This is a genomic window from Leucobacter faecis, assembly GCF_054456695.2.
Genome location: NZ_JBTJER020000001.1, coordinates 400,232 through 413,951, shown reverse-complemented (window position 1 = coordinate 413,951; position 13,720 = coordinate 400,232). Strand labels below are relative to the sequence as shown.

The window sequence follows — 13,720 nt, the reverse complement described above, 5'->3', positions numbered from 1 at the left end:
CTTGCCGGTTCCCGGGGTGTACTCTGCCGATTTACCGGTGCGACATCGACCACACGGTCGCCGCAGAAGACGGCGGCCCCACCTCGCTCACTAATATCTCGGCGGCCTGCCGCGGTCACCATGTGATTAAACACCACGGCGGGTGCCTCCCCGAACAGGGCGACAACGGTGACTTCACGTGGACGTTCCCATCAGGCCGCAAGTATCTCACCGAGCCGCCCTCGCGGGTGATGTTTCGCACCGCGCTCGAACCACCCGACGTGCAGGCCCTCGCCGACGAGCACACCCGCAAGCACCCGTTCGGGGAACACGAATGGGACGAGCCCACCAGCGACACCGACACCACAGGCGAAGAACCAGGCCCGTTTTAGCGGTTCGAAACGCGGTTTGTGTTGGATCCTGACCTAGCCGAGCGGCGAATGCCCCGCGGGCACTCGATCAACCGCTGGCACAGGCCCGGGAGCGCTCCCCTCCCCGAAGGGCGAACCGCCGAGTCGTTCGCGGCCGTGAGGCTCGAGCCAGCCCGCGAGGTCGGGGCCCGCGGGCACGATGCCGGTGGGGTTTACGTCGAGATGCGTGCCGTAGTAGTGCTGCTTGATCTGCACAAAATCGATCGTGTCGCCAAACCCGGGAGTTTGAAACAGTTCGCGCGCGTATGCCCACAGGTGAGGCATCTCGGTGAGCTTTTGGCGGTTCGCCTTGAAGTGGCCGTGGTAGACCGCGTCGAAGCGTGCGAGCGTTGTGAACAGGCGCACGTCGGCCTCGGTGATCACGGGGCCCATGAGAAAGCGGTTCTTCGCGAGCCGCTCTTCGAGCCAGTCCATCGCCTGCCACAGCCGCGCGTACGCTTGTTCGTAAGCGTCCTGGCTACCCGCGAACCCGCAGCGATAAACACCGTTATTGACCTCAGTGAAGACGCGTTCAATGACCGGCCACATGTCTTCCATGAGCTCGTCTGGCAGCAGATCGGGGGCGCCGTCGCGATGAAACTCTCGCCACTGAGTCGAGAAATCGAGCGTGATCTGCGGGTAATCGTTCGTGACGACGCCGCCCGAAGCAACGTCGACGATCGCCGGCACGGTGATACCGCGGGGGTAGTTCGGAAACCGCTTGAAGTAGTTCTCTTGCAGTCGCTCAGTGCCGAGCACAGGGTCGACGCCGCCGTCATCGAGATCGAAGGTCCACGACCGCGCGTCGTGGATCGGGCCTGGGCGCCCCAGCGAGATAGCTTCTTCAAGGCCGAGCAGCCGTCGCACGATCACGGTGCGGTTCGCCCATGGGCAGGCCGCCGCCGCTACGAGTCGGTACTTACCGGGCTCGACGGGCCAGGCCTGGGCGCCTGCGCTCAGACCGTAGCCGAGTGCACCCACTTTTGACGCAGGCGGCACCGGGAGCGTAGCGACCTGTGCAGGATCTTGCACGATGCGATCTTCGATGTAGGTCGTGTCACGCTCAAACGATTCACCAGCGTTGATGTAGCTGGCGGCGTGCTCTTGCTGCTCTTGTCGATTCGCCACGGTGTGCTCCTTTGCTCTTGCTGCTCTTGCTCGTGCTGGCGTTCGTGCGGTTACGGCGCGAGGGTGTGAAACTTCCGATCCACGTAAACGAGCGGGTCAGCGGCTTCGCCAAACACCGCATCGAGCACCTCGGCCACGACAATGACCGACGCCCCAACCGCGAGGGAGTGCAGGGTGCGGCAGCGTAGCGCAACGCGTGTGCCGGGCAAGTGTGGCTCGCCCGTGGGCAGCGCCTCCCACCCCTGCTCTTCGGTGAAGCGGTCGGCACCTGAGATCGCGAATGACTGAGCAATCTCGGCGTGCCGCGAGTCAAGCAGGTGCACGAGGTATGTCTCAGCGTTCAAGATGCCACCGGCGCTGCCCGTGGCGCGGGTCACCGAGAACGAAATCGCCGCCGGGTCGATGCCCACCGACGCGACACTCGATGCCGTAAGCCCCACGGGGCCAGCACTCGTGTGCGCGGTAATGAGTGAAACACCTGCGGGGTGCTCGCGGAACGCACGTTTCAGGGCATCGGCCCCTGCATGGGGTGCAGCCTGGCTGCTGTTGTCTTCGCCTGCAATAATGCGCGTCACGCGTGTGCTCCCGTTTCGATGTATGTGAGTGCCGGTTCGTGGATGTATTGATCGCGTCAGCGACCCTACGTCTCAGTCAACACCCTGGAGCTGAAGAACATTCCGAGATGCACGACAGGCGCCAGTGATAGCGAGCTACTTTGGAGATGACGCCCCGCGGGTTATGCCGTTTGAACTACGCCGTGCCGGTGAGCAATCGCCAAGCGTTGTGGGTGACGATGCGTGTGGTCGCGCCTGTCGATACGCCACGCTCATGCAGTGTAGGGAGCACAGTGGTGAGCGTCTTGGCGTAGCCCGGCCCGCCTCCCGCGGCTCGGCCGCTCGGGGTGCACACGTCGTGAGAGAGTAGCAGCCGCTCGGTGTAGCCGCGACGCACCATCTCAAGCGTGTTTTCGATGCGTGCCGCGTCAAGCTCTGGGCTGGGCAAGCTTTGGGTGTCATACATCACGAATGCGCCCCGTTCAGCGAGACGCACGTGGTAGTCAATATCTGGGTAGAGATCGCAGTGGCCCACACCGACACGGCTGAGATCGACTCCCTCGTCTTCAAGCACGTCGAGCTGCCACGAGCCCACCTCACTCATCACCGCGTGAAGCACGATTGCGAGACCCGTGTGTTTGTGCGCCCGGGCACAGGCGCGTAGGGCGCGTTCTTCGAGCGCTGAGAGATAGTCATGATCGGCCCCGATCTCACCGATCACACCGGGTCGTATACCGTCTTCGCCTGACTCAATGTCTTTGATGAGGCGTTCGGCCAACTCATTGACCGAAGTCTTGTTGAAGTCCTCGGTGTAGAACGATTCGCGGTACCACCCGGCCCCCATGACGATGTGCACACCCGACTCTTCTGAGGCGCGGCGCAATGCCCGGGGGTCGCGGCCGAGGTCGGGGGTAGTGAGATCTACAACAGCTCCCCCGCCGGCCTCCTTGAAAGCGATGAGATCAGCGATCGCGCCTTCAATGTCGTCAAGCGGGCCCTCGCCCATGCCGAGTTCTTTGCACAGTACATGCTCGTGCGGCATTACCCGCCCCAGAGACTCCGCGTCTACCGGGCCCAACACCGTCATCACCTGTGGGTTCGTCATGGCCACATAGTAGCGGTTTTTCTACGAGCGGCGAAAGACCACGTCTGGTACGCTGCCGCCTCGCGAGCGGCGAGCCTCAAGTTCCGGATCAGGGTAATGACCAGAGCACGAACCGTTGCCACCCTTCAGGCGCCCCGATTCGTTGGAACGGTACGACCTCGTTCTCCGGGTAGGTCGCCAACAGAGCCGGTATCGCTGTGGCCGCGGATAGATTTAGCTCACGATGGAGATACTGAACTAGTGTCAGCTGCGCGAAAACACGATTCTCTCTCCCTTTCACCACCGCAAGTCGTGGATCATTACTGAGTCTCGGTTTAATGCCGAAGACACGGTTGAACAGCCGCGCATGGTGCGCGGCGTAATTCCGCAGAATATTCAATGACTTCAACCAAGACTCCAGCTGCGGTGCTCTCAGCCCACACGCTTCAGCAACTGAGTTGCGTGCGCGCCCAGGTGACATGCCATAGAGGTGCGAGAGCGTGCCCCAGTCCATTACCTCGACAGCTGCCCAGATTGGCAGCTTGCCGCTGTACTTGTTTTTATGGTGTGCCACAAAATCTTCGCGTGAGCTACTCAGCGCTGCTTCGTACTTCTTCAACCAAACTTCGTATCGGGTCCCGCCGCGCTTCGACGTACTCTGATGAGCGGGCGCTCCGAGAAGCTCTGGTTTCATGTGAATGAAAGGATCAATCGCCCCGAGTTCGTGCCCAATGAGCGCCCTACCTGCCAGTTCGATCCGTGCCAGTTCTTCCGACAGTACGCGCCGGAGCTGTTCGTCGAACAGATACAGCTGGTGGACAAGTTCGAATGACGCACCAGAACGGAACACATCAAGGCTCTGCCCTGTGTCGGCGTCAAAGCGTCGCATTGGATGCCAGTAGCCGGAGAGCCGATAATAGTTCAGCTTGCGCAGCAACGCTTCAGCAGATGTGGGGTCTTCGATGGCCATGCCGCGCTGCTCGAGGAGCGCAAGCTGCTGCGTGTACGTCTTGAACTGTTTAGGGTTCGCCACCGTCACCGCCCGGGAGGAAAAACGAGGACCGGCCCTGGACTCCCACCGAAGTGGGTAGCGGAACCGGTCTTGTTATATACAAAACTAGCACATTCCCTCAGAACTTAGCCCAAAGAATCGCTCGAAGAACTCACCCAGCAGCCGGATCACGCGCTGCTTCTTCGCACTGTGGTTCCTGTCCTTCGAAAACCGCGACACCGGCGGCAGCACCTTCGTGATCGCGGTGCCGGTGGTGCGCAGTGCGCCGTCGCGGAACGCCGCTTCTACGAACCGCACCGTCTCCTCAGGCTTCAGGTTCTCGGACCCAATAATCTCGGCCAGCTCCTTCTCGCGCTGCGCCGCCACGTAGGCCCGCCACTCAGCCTCGATCTCGCCCTTCACCGACACGGAATCTACGAAGTTCTCGATGAGTTCCTTCTTATTGCGCAGGGACGGGCTCGAATCGATCGCACGGCTAATGCCGGCGCGCAGCTCCTGGTCGTCACCGTCGCCGCGTTCTTCACGGTACTTCTGCACGAGCAGCAGAATGTAGTCGACGTTAATCTCGACCTGTTTGATCAGCTCGATCTCGAAGACCACGTCCTCGATGATGGATTCCTTCTCGCTCTGGGCCGCGCGTTTGCGCTCGTTCCACAGGTCGAGGTAGGTGGACTGGTAGTCCTGCCGGTCACGGTCAGAGAGGATCTCGTCGTTTGCGAAGTCATCGAACGAGGTGAGAATATTGCGCAGCTTCAAGATCTCGCCGTAGAGCTTCACGAACTCGACCTGGGCTTCTTCACCCACGATCTGCGCCCCCGGCTGGTACTGCTGCAACAGCTGCGTGACTTTCTCGGCATACTGCTCGAAGTACTCACGGTACGGCCTCAGCAGCACAATCCCTGCAGCGTCCTTATTCCCAAAGAGCGCGATGGCATCATTCGTGGCCTCTTCGAGGTCGCGAAAGTTCACGATGTTGCCGTACGTCTTCACCGAGTTCAGAATGCGGTTCGTACGCGAATACGCCTGAATCAGCCCGTGACTGCGGAGGTTCTTATCTACCCAGAGCGTGTTGAGGGTGGTCGCGTCGAACCCGGTGAGAAACATGTTCACCACAATGACCAGGTCGAGCTCACGGGTTTTGAGCTTCTGCGAAAGATCTTTGTAATAGTTCTGGAAGCTATCCGAACTCGTATCGAAGCTCGTGCCGAACATGTGGTTATAGTCGGAGATCGCGGTTTCCAAGAATGAACGCGCATCACCCGAGAGGGCATCGGTTTCGAAGCCCTCCTCTTCGAGCAGCCCGTCTTCACTGTCGGGGTTTGCGGCATACGAGAAGATCGTCGCCACCTTAAGCCGCTGATCGGGCAGCAATGCTTCTTGCTGGCTCTTGAACTCTTGATAGTAGGTGCGTGCCGCCGTGATGGAGGCGGTCGCGAAGATCGAGTTGAAACCCTTCACACGCCGCTCACCGAGCGCGTACCCTTCTTGACGTTTCGTTTTCTGGTCGAAGTGCTCAAGAATGTAGCGGGTCACCTGCGACACACGTGCCGGCGCGAGGAGCGCGTTCTCCGTATCAATCGCACTGACTTGTTTATCGCCGGTAGCACCCATTTTGATGGTGTTGATGTAGTCGATGCGGAACGGCAGCACGTTCTTGTCGTTGATCGCATCGACGATCGTGTACGTGTGCAGCTTGTCGCCGAACGCTTGCTCGGTGGTGGCGGGGCCGATGGTTTGAGCACGCCCGGTCTTTGCGGCCGCCAGCGCAGAGTTTTTCACGCCCGGGCTGTTTTCGGGGAAGATCGGGGTGCCTGTGAACCCGAACAGGTTATACCGCTTGAACGCCTTCGTGATGGCGGTATGCATGTCCCCGAACTGCGAGCGGTGACACTCATCAAAGATCAGCACCACGTGGCCCGAATACACGTCGTGGCCCTTGTTGCCGCTGATGAAGTTGGAGAGCTTCTGGATCGTCGTAATGATGATCTTCTTCGACGGGTCTTCGAGCTGGCGTTTCAGCACCGCTGTCGATGTGTTCGAGTTCGCAGACCCTTTCTCGAAGCGGTCGTACTCCTTCATCGTCTGGTAGTCGAGGTCTTTACGATCGACCACGAAGAGCACCTTGTCCACGCTGCCCACGCGCGAGGCAAGCTGCGCTGTTTTGAAGGAGGTGAGGGTCTTGCCGGATCCGGTGGTGTGCCACACGTATCCTCCCGCGTCACGGGTACCGAGGGTCTTATAGTTCGTCGAGATATCGATCCTCTGCAGGATCTTCTCGGTCGCCACGATCTGGTAGGGGCGCATCACGAGCAGCAGCCGCTCCTCGGTGAGCACGCAGTAGCGGGTGAGGATGTTCAGCAGGGTGTGTTTCGCGAAGAAGGTCTTCGCGAACGCCGTCAAGTCGAGGATCGGCTTGTTGCGGGCGTCAGCCCACCACGACGTGAACTCAAAGCTGTTCGACGTCTTCTTGGTGCGGCGCGGACCCGTTTGGTCAGTGACGTGCTGGCGGCGGGTGGTGTTTGAGTAGTACTTGGTCTGCGTGCCGTTCGAGATCACGAAGAGCTGCACGTACTCGAAGAGACCGGAGCCGGCCCAGAAACTGTCGCGCTGGTATCGGTCGATCTGGTTGAACGCTTCACGAATCGGCACCCCGCGCCGCTTCAGCTCCACATGCACCATCGGCAGGCCGTTCACCAGGATGGTGACGTCATAACGGTTCGAGAAGGATGCGCCAGCAGTGTTTTCATCTGCACCGTGGCCGCGGTCGACCGCGTACTGGTTGATGACCTGGAGTCGGTTGTTGTGAATGTCGCGCTTATCAAGCAGGGTGATGTTCTTCGTTGAACCGTCATCACGCGTGAGGAGTTGTTTCGTGTCATCCTCTTGCAGGCGAGCCGTCTTCTCGGCAATACTTTCGTTGCTGCTGGCGAGGACACCTTTGAAGAACCGCTCCCACTCGGCGTCCGAGAACCGGTAATCGTTGAGCGCCTCGAGCTGAGCACGCAGGTTCACGGTGAGGTCTGCCTCGCTCGTGATGTGTACGCGCTCGTAGGCTTGAGACTCGAGCTGTCTGATGAACTCGTTCTCAAGCTGCGACTCCGACTGATACGACGCTTGATCGCGCGGGTCAGGTTCGTACTCGACGACAACGGTCGACTCGCCACCAAACGCGATCAGGTCATAGTTCACGCTCGAGCCGGTCATGCTGCCGCCTCCAATTCTTTGAAGGTGAGGAGCTTGTCACGGTAATACTCATACTGCTGCCGCCGCGCAGCAAGCTCAGCAGGCAGACCAACGCTGAGGTCGTTCACGAGCGCGTCGAACTTGTCGAGGATCGCGACGATGCGGCGCTGCTCTTCCAGACGCAAAATAGGGATCCGGATTGCTGCGAGCCCGGCAGAGGAAAGCCGTTTCACTTTGCCCCTGGCAACACGACTTTCCTTCTGAAGGTTGAACTCGTTGGTCTGAGAAAAATAAGCCACATACTTTGGATTCAGTTTCGAGGTGAAAAAGAATGTGTCATCATGCACAGCGACGGGATGGTCGCCTAGCCACGCGACTGCTTTACCGACGTCTTCGACAGTCTCCCCAACCCCAGCAAACACAACATCATTTGGTTGCGCAAAACGAAGCTGGTCTTGCAAGTCAGCTCGAACCTCGCGAACAGCTTGAGTAGCAGATGCGCCATACTCGGTGTAGATTTCGCCGTAATGGATACTCGGAATACCCGACTCTGCTACATCCCCTTTCGTGAAACGGCGCCCGCGAGTGAAGACCCCAATCTCACCCATTGGGATACACGCATCTCGGTCTAAGGACTGAGGCGTCAACAATTGATTTAGGTAGTACTCGTATTGCTGTTTGCGGGCTTCCAACTCCGCTTCCAACTCCGCTTTCAACTCCGCTTCCAGCTTGCTGAACGTATCCAGCACCTCGACGATCGCACGCTGCACCTCAATCGGCGGCACCGGGATTGGCATTTCTCTCACTACGGACCAATGGCGGTTGTAGCCTCTGTCAGCAATGATGAGATTTTCCAAAGCGTAGTAGGCAAACTTTGGGAGAAGGTCCTCATTCGCCAAAAGTACTTTTGTACCGTCGGCTCCCACTGCGAAGGGAAAATCGATCCACTTCACAGCCCGGGTATGGTCTCCGAAAACAATGTACTGGCTTTCGGGCAGGAGCAACGCTGCATCATCCGTAAATCCAGCAACTAGTGACTGGCCCTGATCAACAATGGCAAACTTTGAACCTTTTTGATACAAACTACGCTTGATGCCTCGTGGCGTTGCAACAACTGAAACTGAGTCTCCAACTCTTAGCTGAGTCACACCATCGGGGCAGTGCTCCGCGATCAGGTCATCGATCCGGCTCATCGGCCCTCCTCCGTCAGCATGCGAATGATGAGTTCGACCATCAGTTCTTTCTCTTTCGGGTCGCTCATCGCGACCAATAGGGTGATCGCCGCGAGCGCGTTGTTTGACACGCGTGCGCGCCCTGCAGCATCGCATAGCGCGTCATTGTGCGCCAAGAACGTCACGAACAGGGCCGCAGCGCTGCGCTTATTGCCGTCAGACAGCGGATGATCTTTCACAATCAGGTAGAGCAGGTTGGCTGCTTTCTCTTCGACCGTGGGGTACAACTCTTGACCTGCAAACCCCTGGTAGATCGTCGCCACGATACCGGCGAGCGCGTCACCGCGTTCACGGCCGAGCAGTGTGTCGGCGGGGAACTCTGTCGCCACCTGTGCCACCACAGCCCGAGCGTCGTCGAGTGTGAGCTGCCAGCCGGGCACCGCCCGCGGCTGCGCCGCAAGCCGGGCGTTGTCGTAGTCGCGCAGCAAAGTGAGCCCGGGTAGATACCCCGCCACTACTTCGGCGACCCCAGCGATCAGCTCGTCTGAAGAGCGCGCAAGAATCTGCACGACCTGCCCGAGCTCGTGCAGCCTGCGCTCGTTGACGGCTACCCCCTCGACCAAGTAGCTTCGCAGCACCCCAGACGCCCAAATGCGAAACTGTGTAGCAGTCTTGCTCTTGACCCGGTAACCAACCGACAAAATGAGATCAAGGTTGTAGAACGGAATCGCACGCGCAACCTGTCGTGTTCCTTCGATTCGAACCTGTCGGAATTTTTGACAGGTTGCGCTTTCGCTCAACTCTTCTTCTTCGTACACGTTCCGAATGTGTTCAACGATGTTCGTGCGCGAAGACTGAAACAGCTCTGCGATTTGTTGCTGGCTCAACCACAGCGTTTCGCTCTCGAGGCGTACATCAAACGCTGGCGAACCATCGTCTCGAATATACGAGACTACTTCGCCCTCGGTGCGTTCGTTTGCCTGCGACTGCTCGGTCATGAGAATGTCTCCTCTATCACTATGCGCACGGCTTCTTGGTTATTTGAAGGTACCCGACACCTCAGACATTGCGCCCCGCGCCTTCGAGGTCGGCCACGATCGCGTCGATCTTGGTGCGCAATTGAGCCTGGCCGGCGACGATCTGCGCGATCCGGCTATTGAGCTCAGTGATGTCAATGACCTCGCGGGTGTCTTCGGTCTCGACATAGGAAGACACAGCGATGTTGTAGTCGTTCTCTGCGATCGCGCTGTTCGCGACCGTCGCCGCAAAGTAATCCTGATGCTCGCGCTCCTCGAGCGCGTCGAGGATCTTGTGTAGGTTCTCGGGCGCGAGCTTGTTCTTATTGCCGCTGCGCACGAACTCCGCCGACGCATCAATGAACAGCACGTCGTTCGCCTTCTTCGACTTCTTGAGCACGATGATGCAGGTGCCGATCGTAGTGCCAAAGAACAGATCCGGCGGCAACTGGATCACGGCCTCAACGTAGTTGTTATCGACCAGGTACTTGCGGATCTTCTTCTCAGCGCCGCCGCGGTACAGCACACCAGGGAACTCGACGATCGCGGCTGTACCGTCGGTCGCGAGCCAATGCAGCATATGCATCGTGAACGCGAGGTCTGCCTTCGACTTCGGCGCCAGTACACCCGCAGGGGCAAAGCGCGGGTCGTTGATCAGCAGCGGGTTCGCATCACCCTCCCACTTAATCGAGTACGGCGGATTCGAAACAATCGCTTCAAACGGTTCATCGTCCCAGTGCGCCGGCTCGAGCAGGGTATCGCCGAGCGCAATATCGAACTTCTCATAGTTTACATCGTGGAGAAACATGTTGATACGAGCGAGGTTATAGGTGGTGAGGTTGATCTCTTGACCATAGAAACCGCCCACATTCTCTTTGCCAAGCACCTTCGCGAACTTCAGCAGCAGTGACCCCGAGCCAGCGGCAGGATCGTACACCTTGTTGACGCGCGTCTTGCCCATCGTGGTGATGTGCGCGAGCAGCTCAGACACTTCTTGCGGGGTGTAGTACTCGCCACCAGACTTACCGGCGCTCGAAGCGTACATCTGCATCAGGTACTCGTACGCGTCACCGAACAGGTCAATCGAGTTGTCGGCGAACTCGCCCCCAAGCGGGAGGCTACCGATCGCCTCGAGCAGCTTCACGAGCTTCTCATTGCGTCTCGCAACCGTACTCCCCAGCTTCGAGCTATTCACGTTCAGGTCGTCGAAGAGCCCCTTCAGGTCGTCTTCACTGTCGGTGCCCACGGCGGAGCCTTCGATGTCGCGAAAGATTGACTCGAGGGTCTCGTTCAAGTTCTCGTTTGACGCAGCCTGCCCCCGCACATTCTCGAACAGCTCAGACGGCTTAATGAAGAAGCCCTTCTCAGCGACGATCTCATCGCGCGCGAACTCGGCCTCTTCATCGGAGAGGTGGGTGAAGTCAAAGTCGGATGCCCCTGCTTCGCGCTCACCCTTGTTGATGTAGCTTGTGAGGTTTTCGGAGATGAACCGGTAAAACAGCATGCCGAGCACATACGACTTGAAGTCCCAACCATCGACTGAACCGCGCAGGTCATTTGCGACCTGCCAGATGGTTTTGTGGAGCTCAGCTCGCTGCTGTTCTTTCATATCCTGTGTCATCGACTTTCTTCCGTGCAGCGTTGCACTATGAACGCGTAGCTGCCTGCAATCTCTAACCGTATCGTCAGGCACCGACATTCTCAGTTCGGCCCGCCAGTGGTTAGCGCGGTCGCGCAATGATGAGGGGCTGCAAACGTGAAAGGCTCACGGCCCAGGCGCGGTAGACAGTTGCTCGATTCTGTGGCTGAAGGTTCTGCGGTCGGAGACTCGGAGACGCAGCTTGGCCACTAGGCGCCGCTCCCCGGGACTTGACCTGCTCACCCAGGCACCACCTTTCGTCCCACTCCACTCACCAATGAGGCGAGTCGTCATCTCGGGGTCGTCAGTTACAGCTACCGGCGTCGATGACGCCGTCGGGGGTGGGCTTGGCTTCTGTGGTCTTCGCTTACCGCGTCTCGACTTCTTCGTTTGGGACACACCAAGATCTTCCTCAGATAGTGCAGAATGACACACTCCTAACCCGTTAATGTCACGTGGTAGACTGAGACCAATCGTTCAGCCCACCCAGCACCGCTGGTGTGGGCTGGATCTCTTTTAGCCAGGAGGTCACATCGACGTGACAAAGCCGCTCAAGTCATTTGCGAGTATCGACGAGCAGATTGATGTGTTGTCTGCTCGTGGGCTCACCCTCGAGCGAGACATCGCAAAGCAATGGCTGCAGAGCGTTGGCTACTATCGACTAAGCGGCTACTGGTACCCATACCGTGAAATGGGTGGTCAGGAGCATCGCCTAGATAGCTTCATTGCTGATGCATCTTTTGATGAGGTGGCGCGTCTGTATGAGTTTGATCGCAAGCTGCGCACCCTAATTCATGACGGAATTGAGCGAGTTGAGGTAGCGCTCCGCAGTCATATTAGCTATCACCTCGGTTCACTTGGGCCAATCGAGTATCAAGACCCCGCAATCTTTCGCCCTTCATTCAACCATGCCGGATGGATCGCTACGGCGCGTGTCCGGGCTGCTCGGGCTCGACGCCACAGTGAACCAATTCGCCACCATGAAGCCAGATACGACGGGACACTGCCGATTTGGGTGCTCACCGAGGTGCTCGACTTCTCCGATGTTTCTCGCCTCTACGACGGGCTCTTTGCTAAGGACCAGTGGGCTATCGCTAAAGGGCTCGGCCTCATAGTGAATGATGACAATTTGAGCCCGAATCAGCGAGCAAAAGCGAGAAAGTCACATCCTCTTGCGCGCTGGCTAGAACAGTTGACTGTGGTGAGAAACACGTGTGCACATCATTCACGGGTCTGGAACAAATCGTTTACCCCGGTGAGCACAGCAGCAGTTCGGACCATCGGTGAATTACGTTCGCTGCCGCTAGGGCAAAGCGAACGGTTGTACGGCGCGCTACTCGTCATCGGGTACTTTTTGCAGGAAATTTCACCAGGATCAACGTGGATGAGCAAAGTGCGGAATCTTATTGAAGGATCCTTTGCCGCAATGCCTGGTCGAATTGAAAGCGAAATGGGCTTCCCCGAACTTTGGCGTGAAGAGCAGCTTTGGGCGTTGCCCACTCCAGATGCTCGAGCATGAGCGATGGTGAGCGAAGATGACCACGTAGGCGAATCTGCTCGGAGTAAGATTTTTTTGGGGCGCGACTTGCTGCAATATTTTCAGCCTCGGAGAGAGAAGCCTGATGTAGCTTGTGAGGTTTTCGGAGATGAACCGGTAGAACAGCATGCCGAGCACAAACGCGTAGCTGCCTGCAATCTCTAACCGTATCGTCAGGCACCGACATTCGGTGCTAATGCGAAAACCCCCACTCGGAAGTACCGAGTGGGGGTCATATGGTGGGCCCGGCCGGGATCGAACCGACGACATCCACGGTGTAAACGTGGCGCTCTACCAGCTGAGCTACAGGCCCTCGCTCGCCGAAGCGAACTCCATAAGCATATGGGTGTTCACCCCGGCTGCGCGAATCGAGAAATCCCGCGCGCGTCGCGCGTTACGCGATGGCCGCGAGAGCTTCCTTGTACGACGCGAAGTCGCGGGCCTCGCCGGGAGCGGTTTCGAACGCGGCGAGCACCTTGCGGTCTTCGCCGATCACGAAGGTTGCACGCGTGGCAATGCCGGCCTCCTCAACGAATACACCGAACTGCTTGGCGACTTCGCCGTGCGGCCAGAAGTCCGACAGGATCGAGAACTCGTACCCCTCAGTCTCTGCCCACGCCTTGAGCGTGTACACCGAGTCGACCGAGATGCCGACGAGGCGTACCTTGCTGTCAGCGAAGATCGACAGGTTGTCGCGGAGCTCACACAGCTCTCCCGTGCAGATCCCCGAAAAGGCGAGGGGGAAGAAGACGAGCGCAACGGGGCCCTCTGCGACGAGCTCTGAGAGAGTCAGTTCTTCACCGTGCTGGTCTGACAGCGTGAACTCGGGGGCCTGGGTTCCTACTGCGAGTGACATCTATGCTCCGTTCTTGACGCGTTGCGCCATTCGATTCTTCGGTCACTCCCACCCTAGCCACAGGGTAGGCACCCGTGCACGGCGAATTTTGTGCGCACATTGACACTTTCAACCATAGAATGCACGCTTTTATCGTGGATATTCGCTAGT

Annotated in this window: 11 protein-coding genes and 1 tRNA gene; 2 read left to right on the top strand and 10 right to left on the bottom strand. The window is 58.5% G+C overall.

The window, feature by feature from the left end; translation table 11 throughout:
• Window positions 1-371: HNH endonuclease signature motif containing protein (locus ACXR2W_RS01905; RefSeq protein ID WP_489948821.1), on the top strand; the 371-nt coding region annotated here is incomplete at its 5' end.
• Window positions 372-404: 33 nt separating this feature from the next.
• Here the strand turns inward: ACXR2W_RS01905 and ACXR2W_RS01900 are convergent.
• From ACXR2W_RS01900 to ACXR2W_RS01865, 8 genes are all read right to left on the bottom strand, one after another.
• On the bottom strand, window positions 405-1,517 hold the full coding sequence (locus ACXR2W_RS01900; protein ID WP_458812720.1) for a glutathione S-transferase family protein: 1,113 nt from the start codon (window positions 1,515-1,517) through the stop codon (window positions 405-407).
• A 50-nt stretch (window positions 1,518-1,567) separates the two neighbouring features.
• Entirely contained in the window at window positions 1,568-2,092 is a 525-nt protein-coding gene (locus ACXR2W_RS01895) for a flavin reductase family protein (RefSeq protein ID WP_458812718.1), read from the bottom strand.
• Window positions 2,093-2,267: 175 nt separating this feature from the next.
• The gene (locus ACXR2W_RS01890; protein WP_458812716.1) at window positions 2,268-3,176 is read right to left on the bottom strand and encodes a phosphotriesterase family protein; all 909 of its coding nucleotides are present in this window, start codon (window positions 3,174-3,176) and stop codon (window positions 2,268-2,270) included.
• 88 nt (window positions 3,177-3,264) lie between these two features.
• Window positions 3,265-4,188 (bottom strand): Abi family protein, encoded by a 924-nt coding sequence (locus tag ACXR2W_RS01885; protein ID WP_458812714.1) that lies wholly within the window; start codon window positions 4,186-4,188, stop codon window positions 3,265-3,267.
• Window positions 4,189-4,272: 84 nt separating this feature from the next.
• Window positions 4,273-7,371 carry a type I restriction endonuclease subunit R gene (locus tag ACXR2W_RS01880; RefSeq protein WP_458812712.1) on the bottom strand — a complete coding sequence of 1,033 codons (3,099 nt, stop codon included), beginning with the start codon at window positions 7,369-7,371 and terminating at the stop codon, window positions 4,273-4,275.
• Window positions 7,368-8,543 (bottom strand): restriction endonuclease subunit S, encoded by a 1,176-nt coding sequence (locus tag ACXR2W_RS01875; protein WP_458812711.1) that lies wholly within the window; start codon window positions 8,541-8,543, stop codon window positions 7,368-7,370. The genes ACXR2W_RS01880 and ACXR2W_RS01875 overlap by 4 nt, the downstream gene beginning before the upstream one ends.
• Entirely contained in the window at window positions 8,540-9,520 is a 981-nt protein-coding gene (locus ACXR2W_RS01870) for a virulence RhuM family protein/type II toxin-antitoxin system death-on-curing family toxin (RefSeq protein ID WP_458812709.1), read from the bottom strand. Before ACXR2W_RS01870 ends, ACXR2W_RS01875 begins: the two co-directional genes overlap by 4 nt.
• 61 nt (window positions 9,521-9,581) lie before the next feature.
• Window positions 9,582-11,159, bottom strand: a complete 1,578-nt coding sequence (locus ACXR2W_RS01865) for a type I restriction-modification system subunit M (RefSeq protein ID WP_458812707.1) — start codon at window positions 11,157-11,159, stop codon at window positions 9,582-9,584.
• 556 nt (window positions 11,160-11,715) lie between these two features.
• On the opposite strand from ACXR2W_RS01865, the gene ACXR2W_RS01860 reads away from it, so the two are divergent.
• Entirely contained in the window at window positions 11,716-12,696 is a 981-nt protein-coding gene (locus tag ACXR2W_RS01860) for an Abi family protein (RefSeq protein WP_458812705.1), read from the top strand.
• Window positions 12,697-12,951: 255 nt separating this feature from the next.
• Here ACXR2W_RS01860 and ACXR2W_RS01855 read toward each other — a convergent pair.
• Together ACXR2W_RS01855 and ACXR2W_RS01850 are read right to left on the bottom strand one after the other, a co-directional pair.
• Window positions 12,952-13,027 (bottom strand) — tRNA-Val (locus ACXR2W_RS01855).
• An 81-nt stretch (window positions 13,028-13,108) separates the two neighbouring features.
• A complete protein-coding gene (locus ACXR2W_RS01850; RefSeq protein ID WP_458812703.1) occupies window positions 13,109-13,570 on the bottom strand; it encodes a peroxiredoxin in 462 nt (153 codons plus the stop codon).
• Window positions 13,571-13,720 lie beyond the last annotated feature (150 nt).

Coding starts and splice junctions, on each gene's coding strand:
- ACXR2W_RS01890 (WP_458812716.1), bottom strand. CDS start 3,176: ATGACGAACCCACAGGTGATGACGGTGTTGGGCCCGGTAGACGCGGAG.
- ACXR2W_RS01880 (WP_458812712.1), bottom strand. CDS start 7,371: ATGACCGGCTCGAGCGTGAACTATGACCTGATCGCGTTTGGTGGCGAG.
- ACXR2W_RS01875 (WP_458812711.1), bottom strand. CDS start 8,543: ATGAGCCGGATCGATGACCTGATCGCGGAGCACTGCCCCGATGGTGTG.
- ACXR2W_RS01870 (WP_458812709.1), bottom strand. CDS start 9,520: ATGACCGAGCAGTCGCAGGCAAACGAACGCACCGAGGGCGAAGTAGTC.
- ACXR2W_RS01865 (WP_458812707.1), bottom strand. CDS start 11,159: ATGACACAGGATATGAAAGAACAGCAGCGAGCTGAGCTCCACAAAACC.
- ACXR2W_RS01850 (WP_458812703.1), bottom strand. CDS start 13,570: ATGTCACTCGCAGTAGGAACCCAGGCCCCCGAGTTCACGCTGTCAGAC.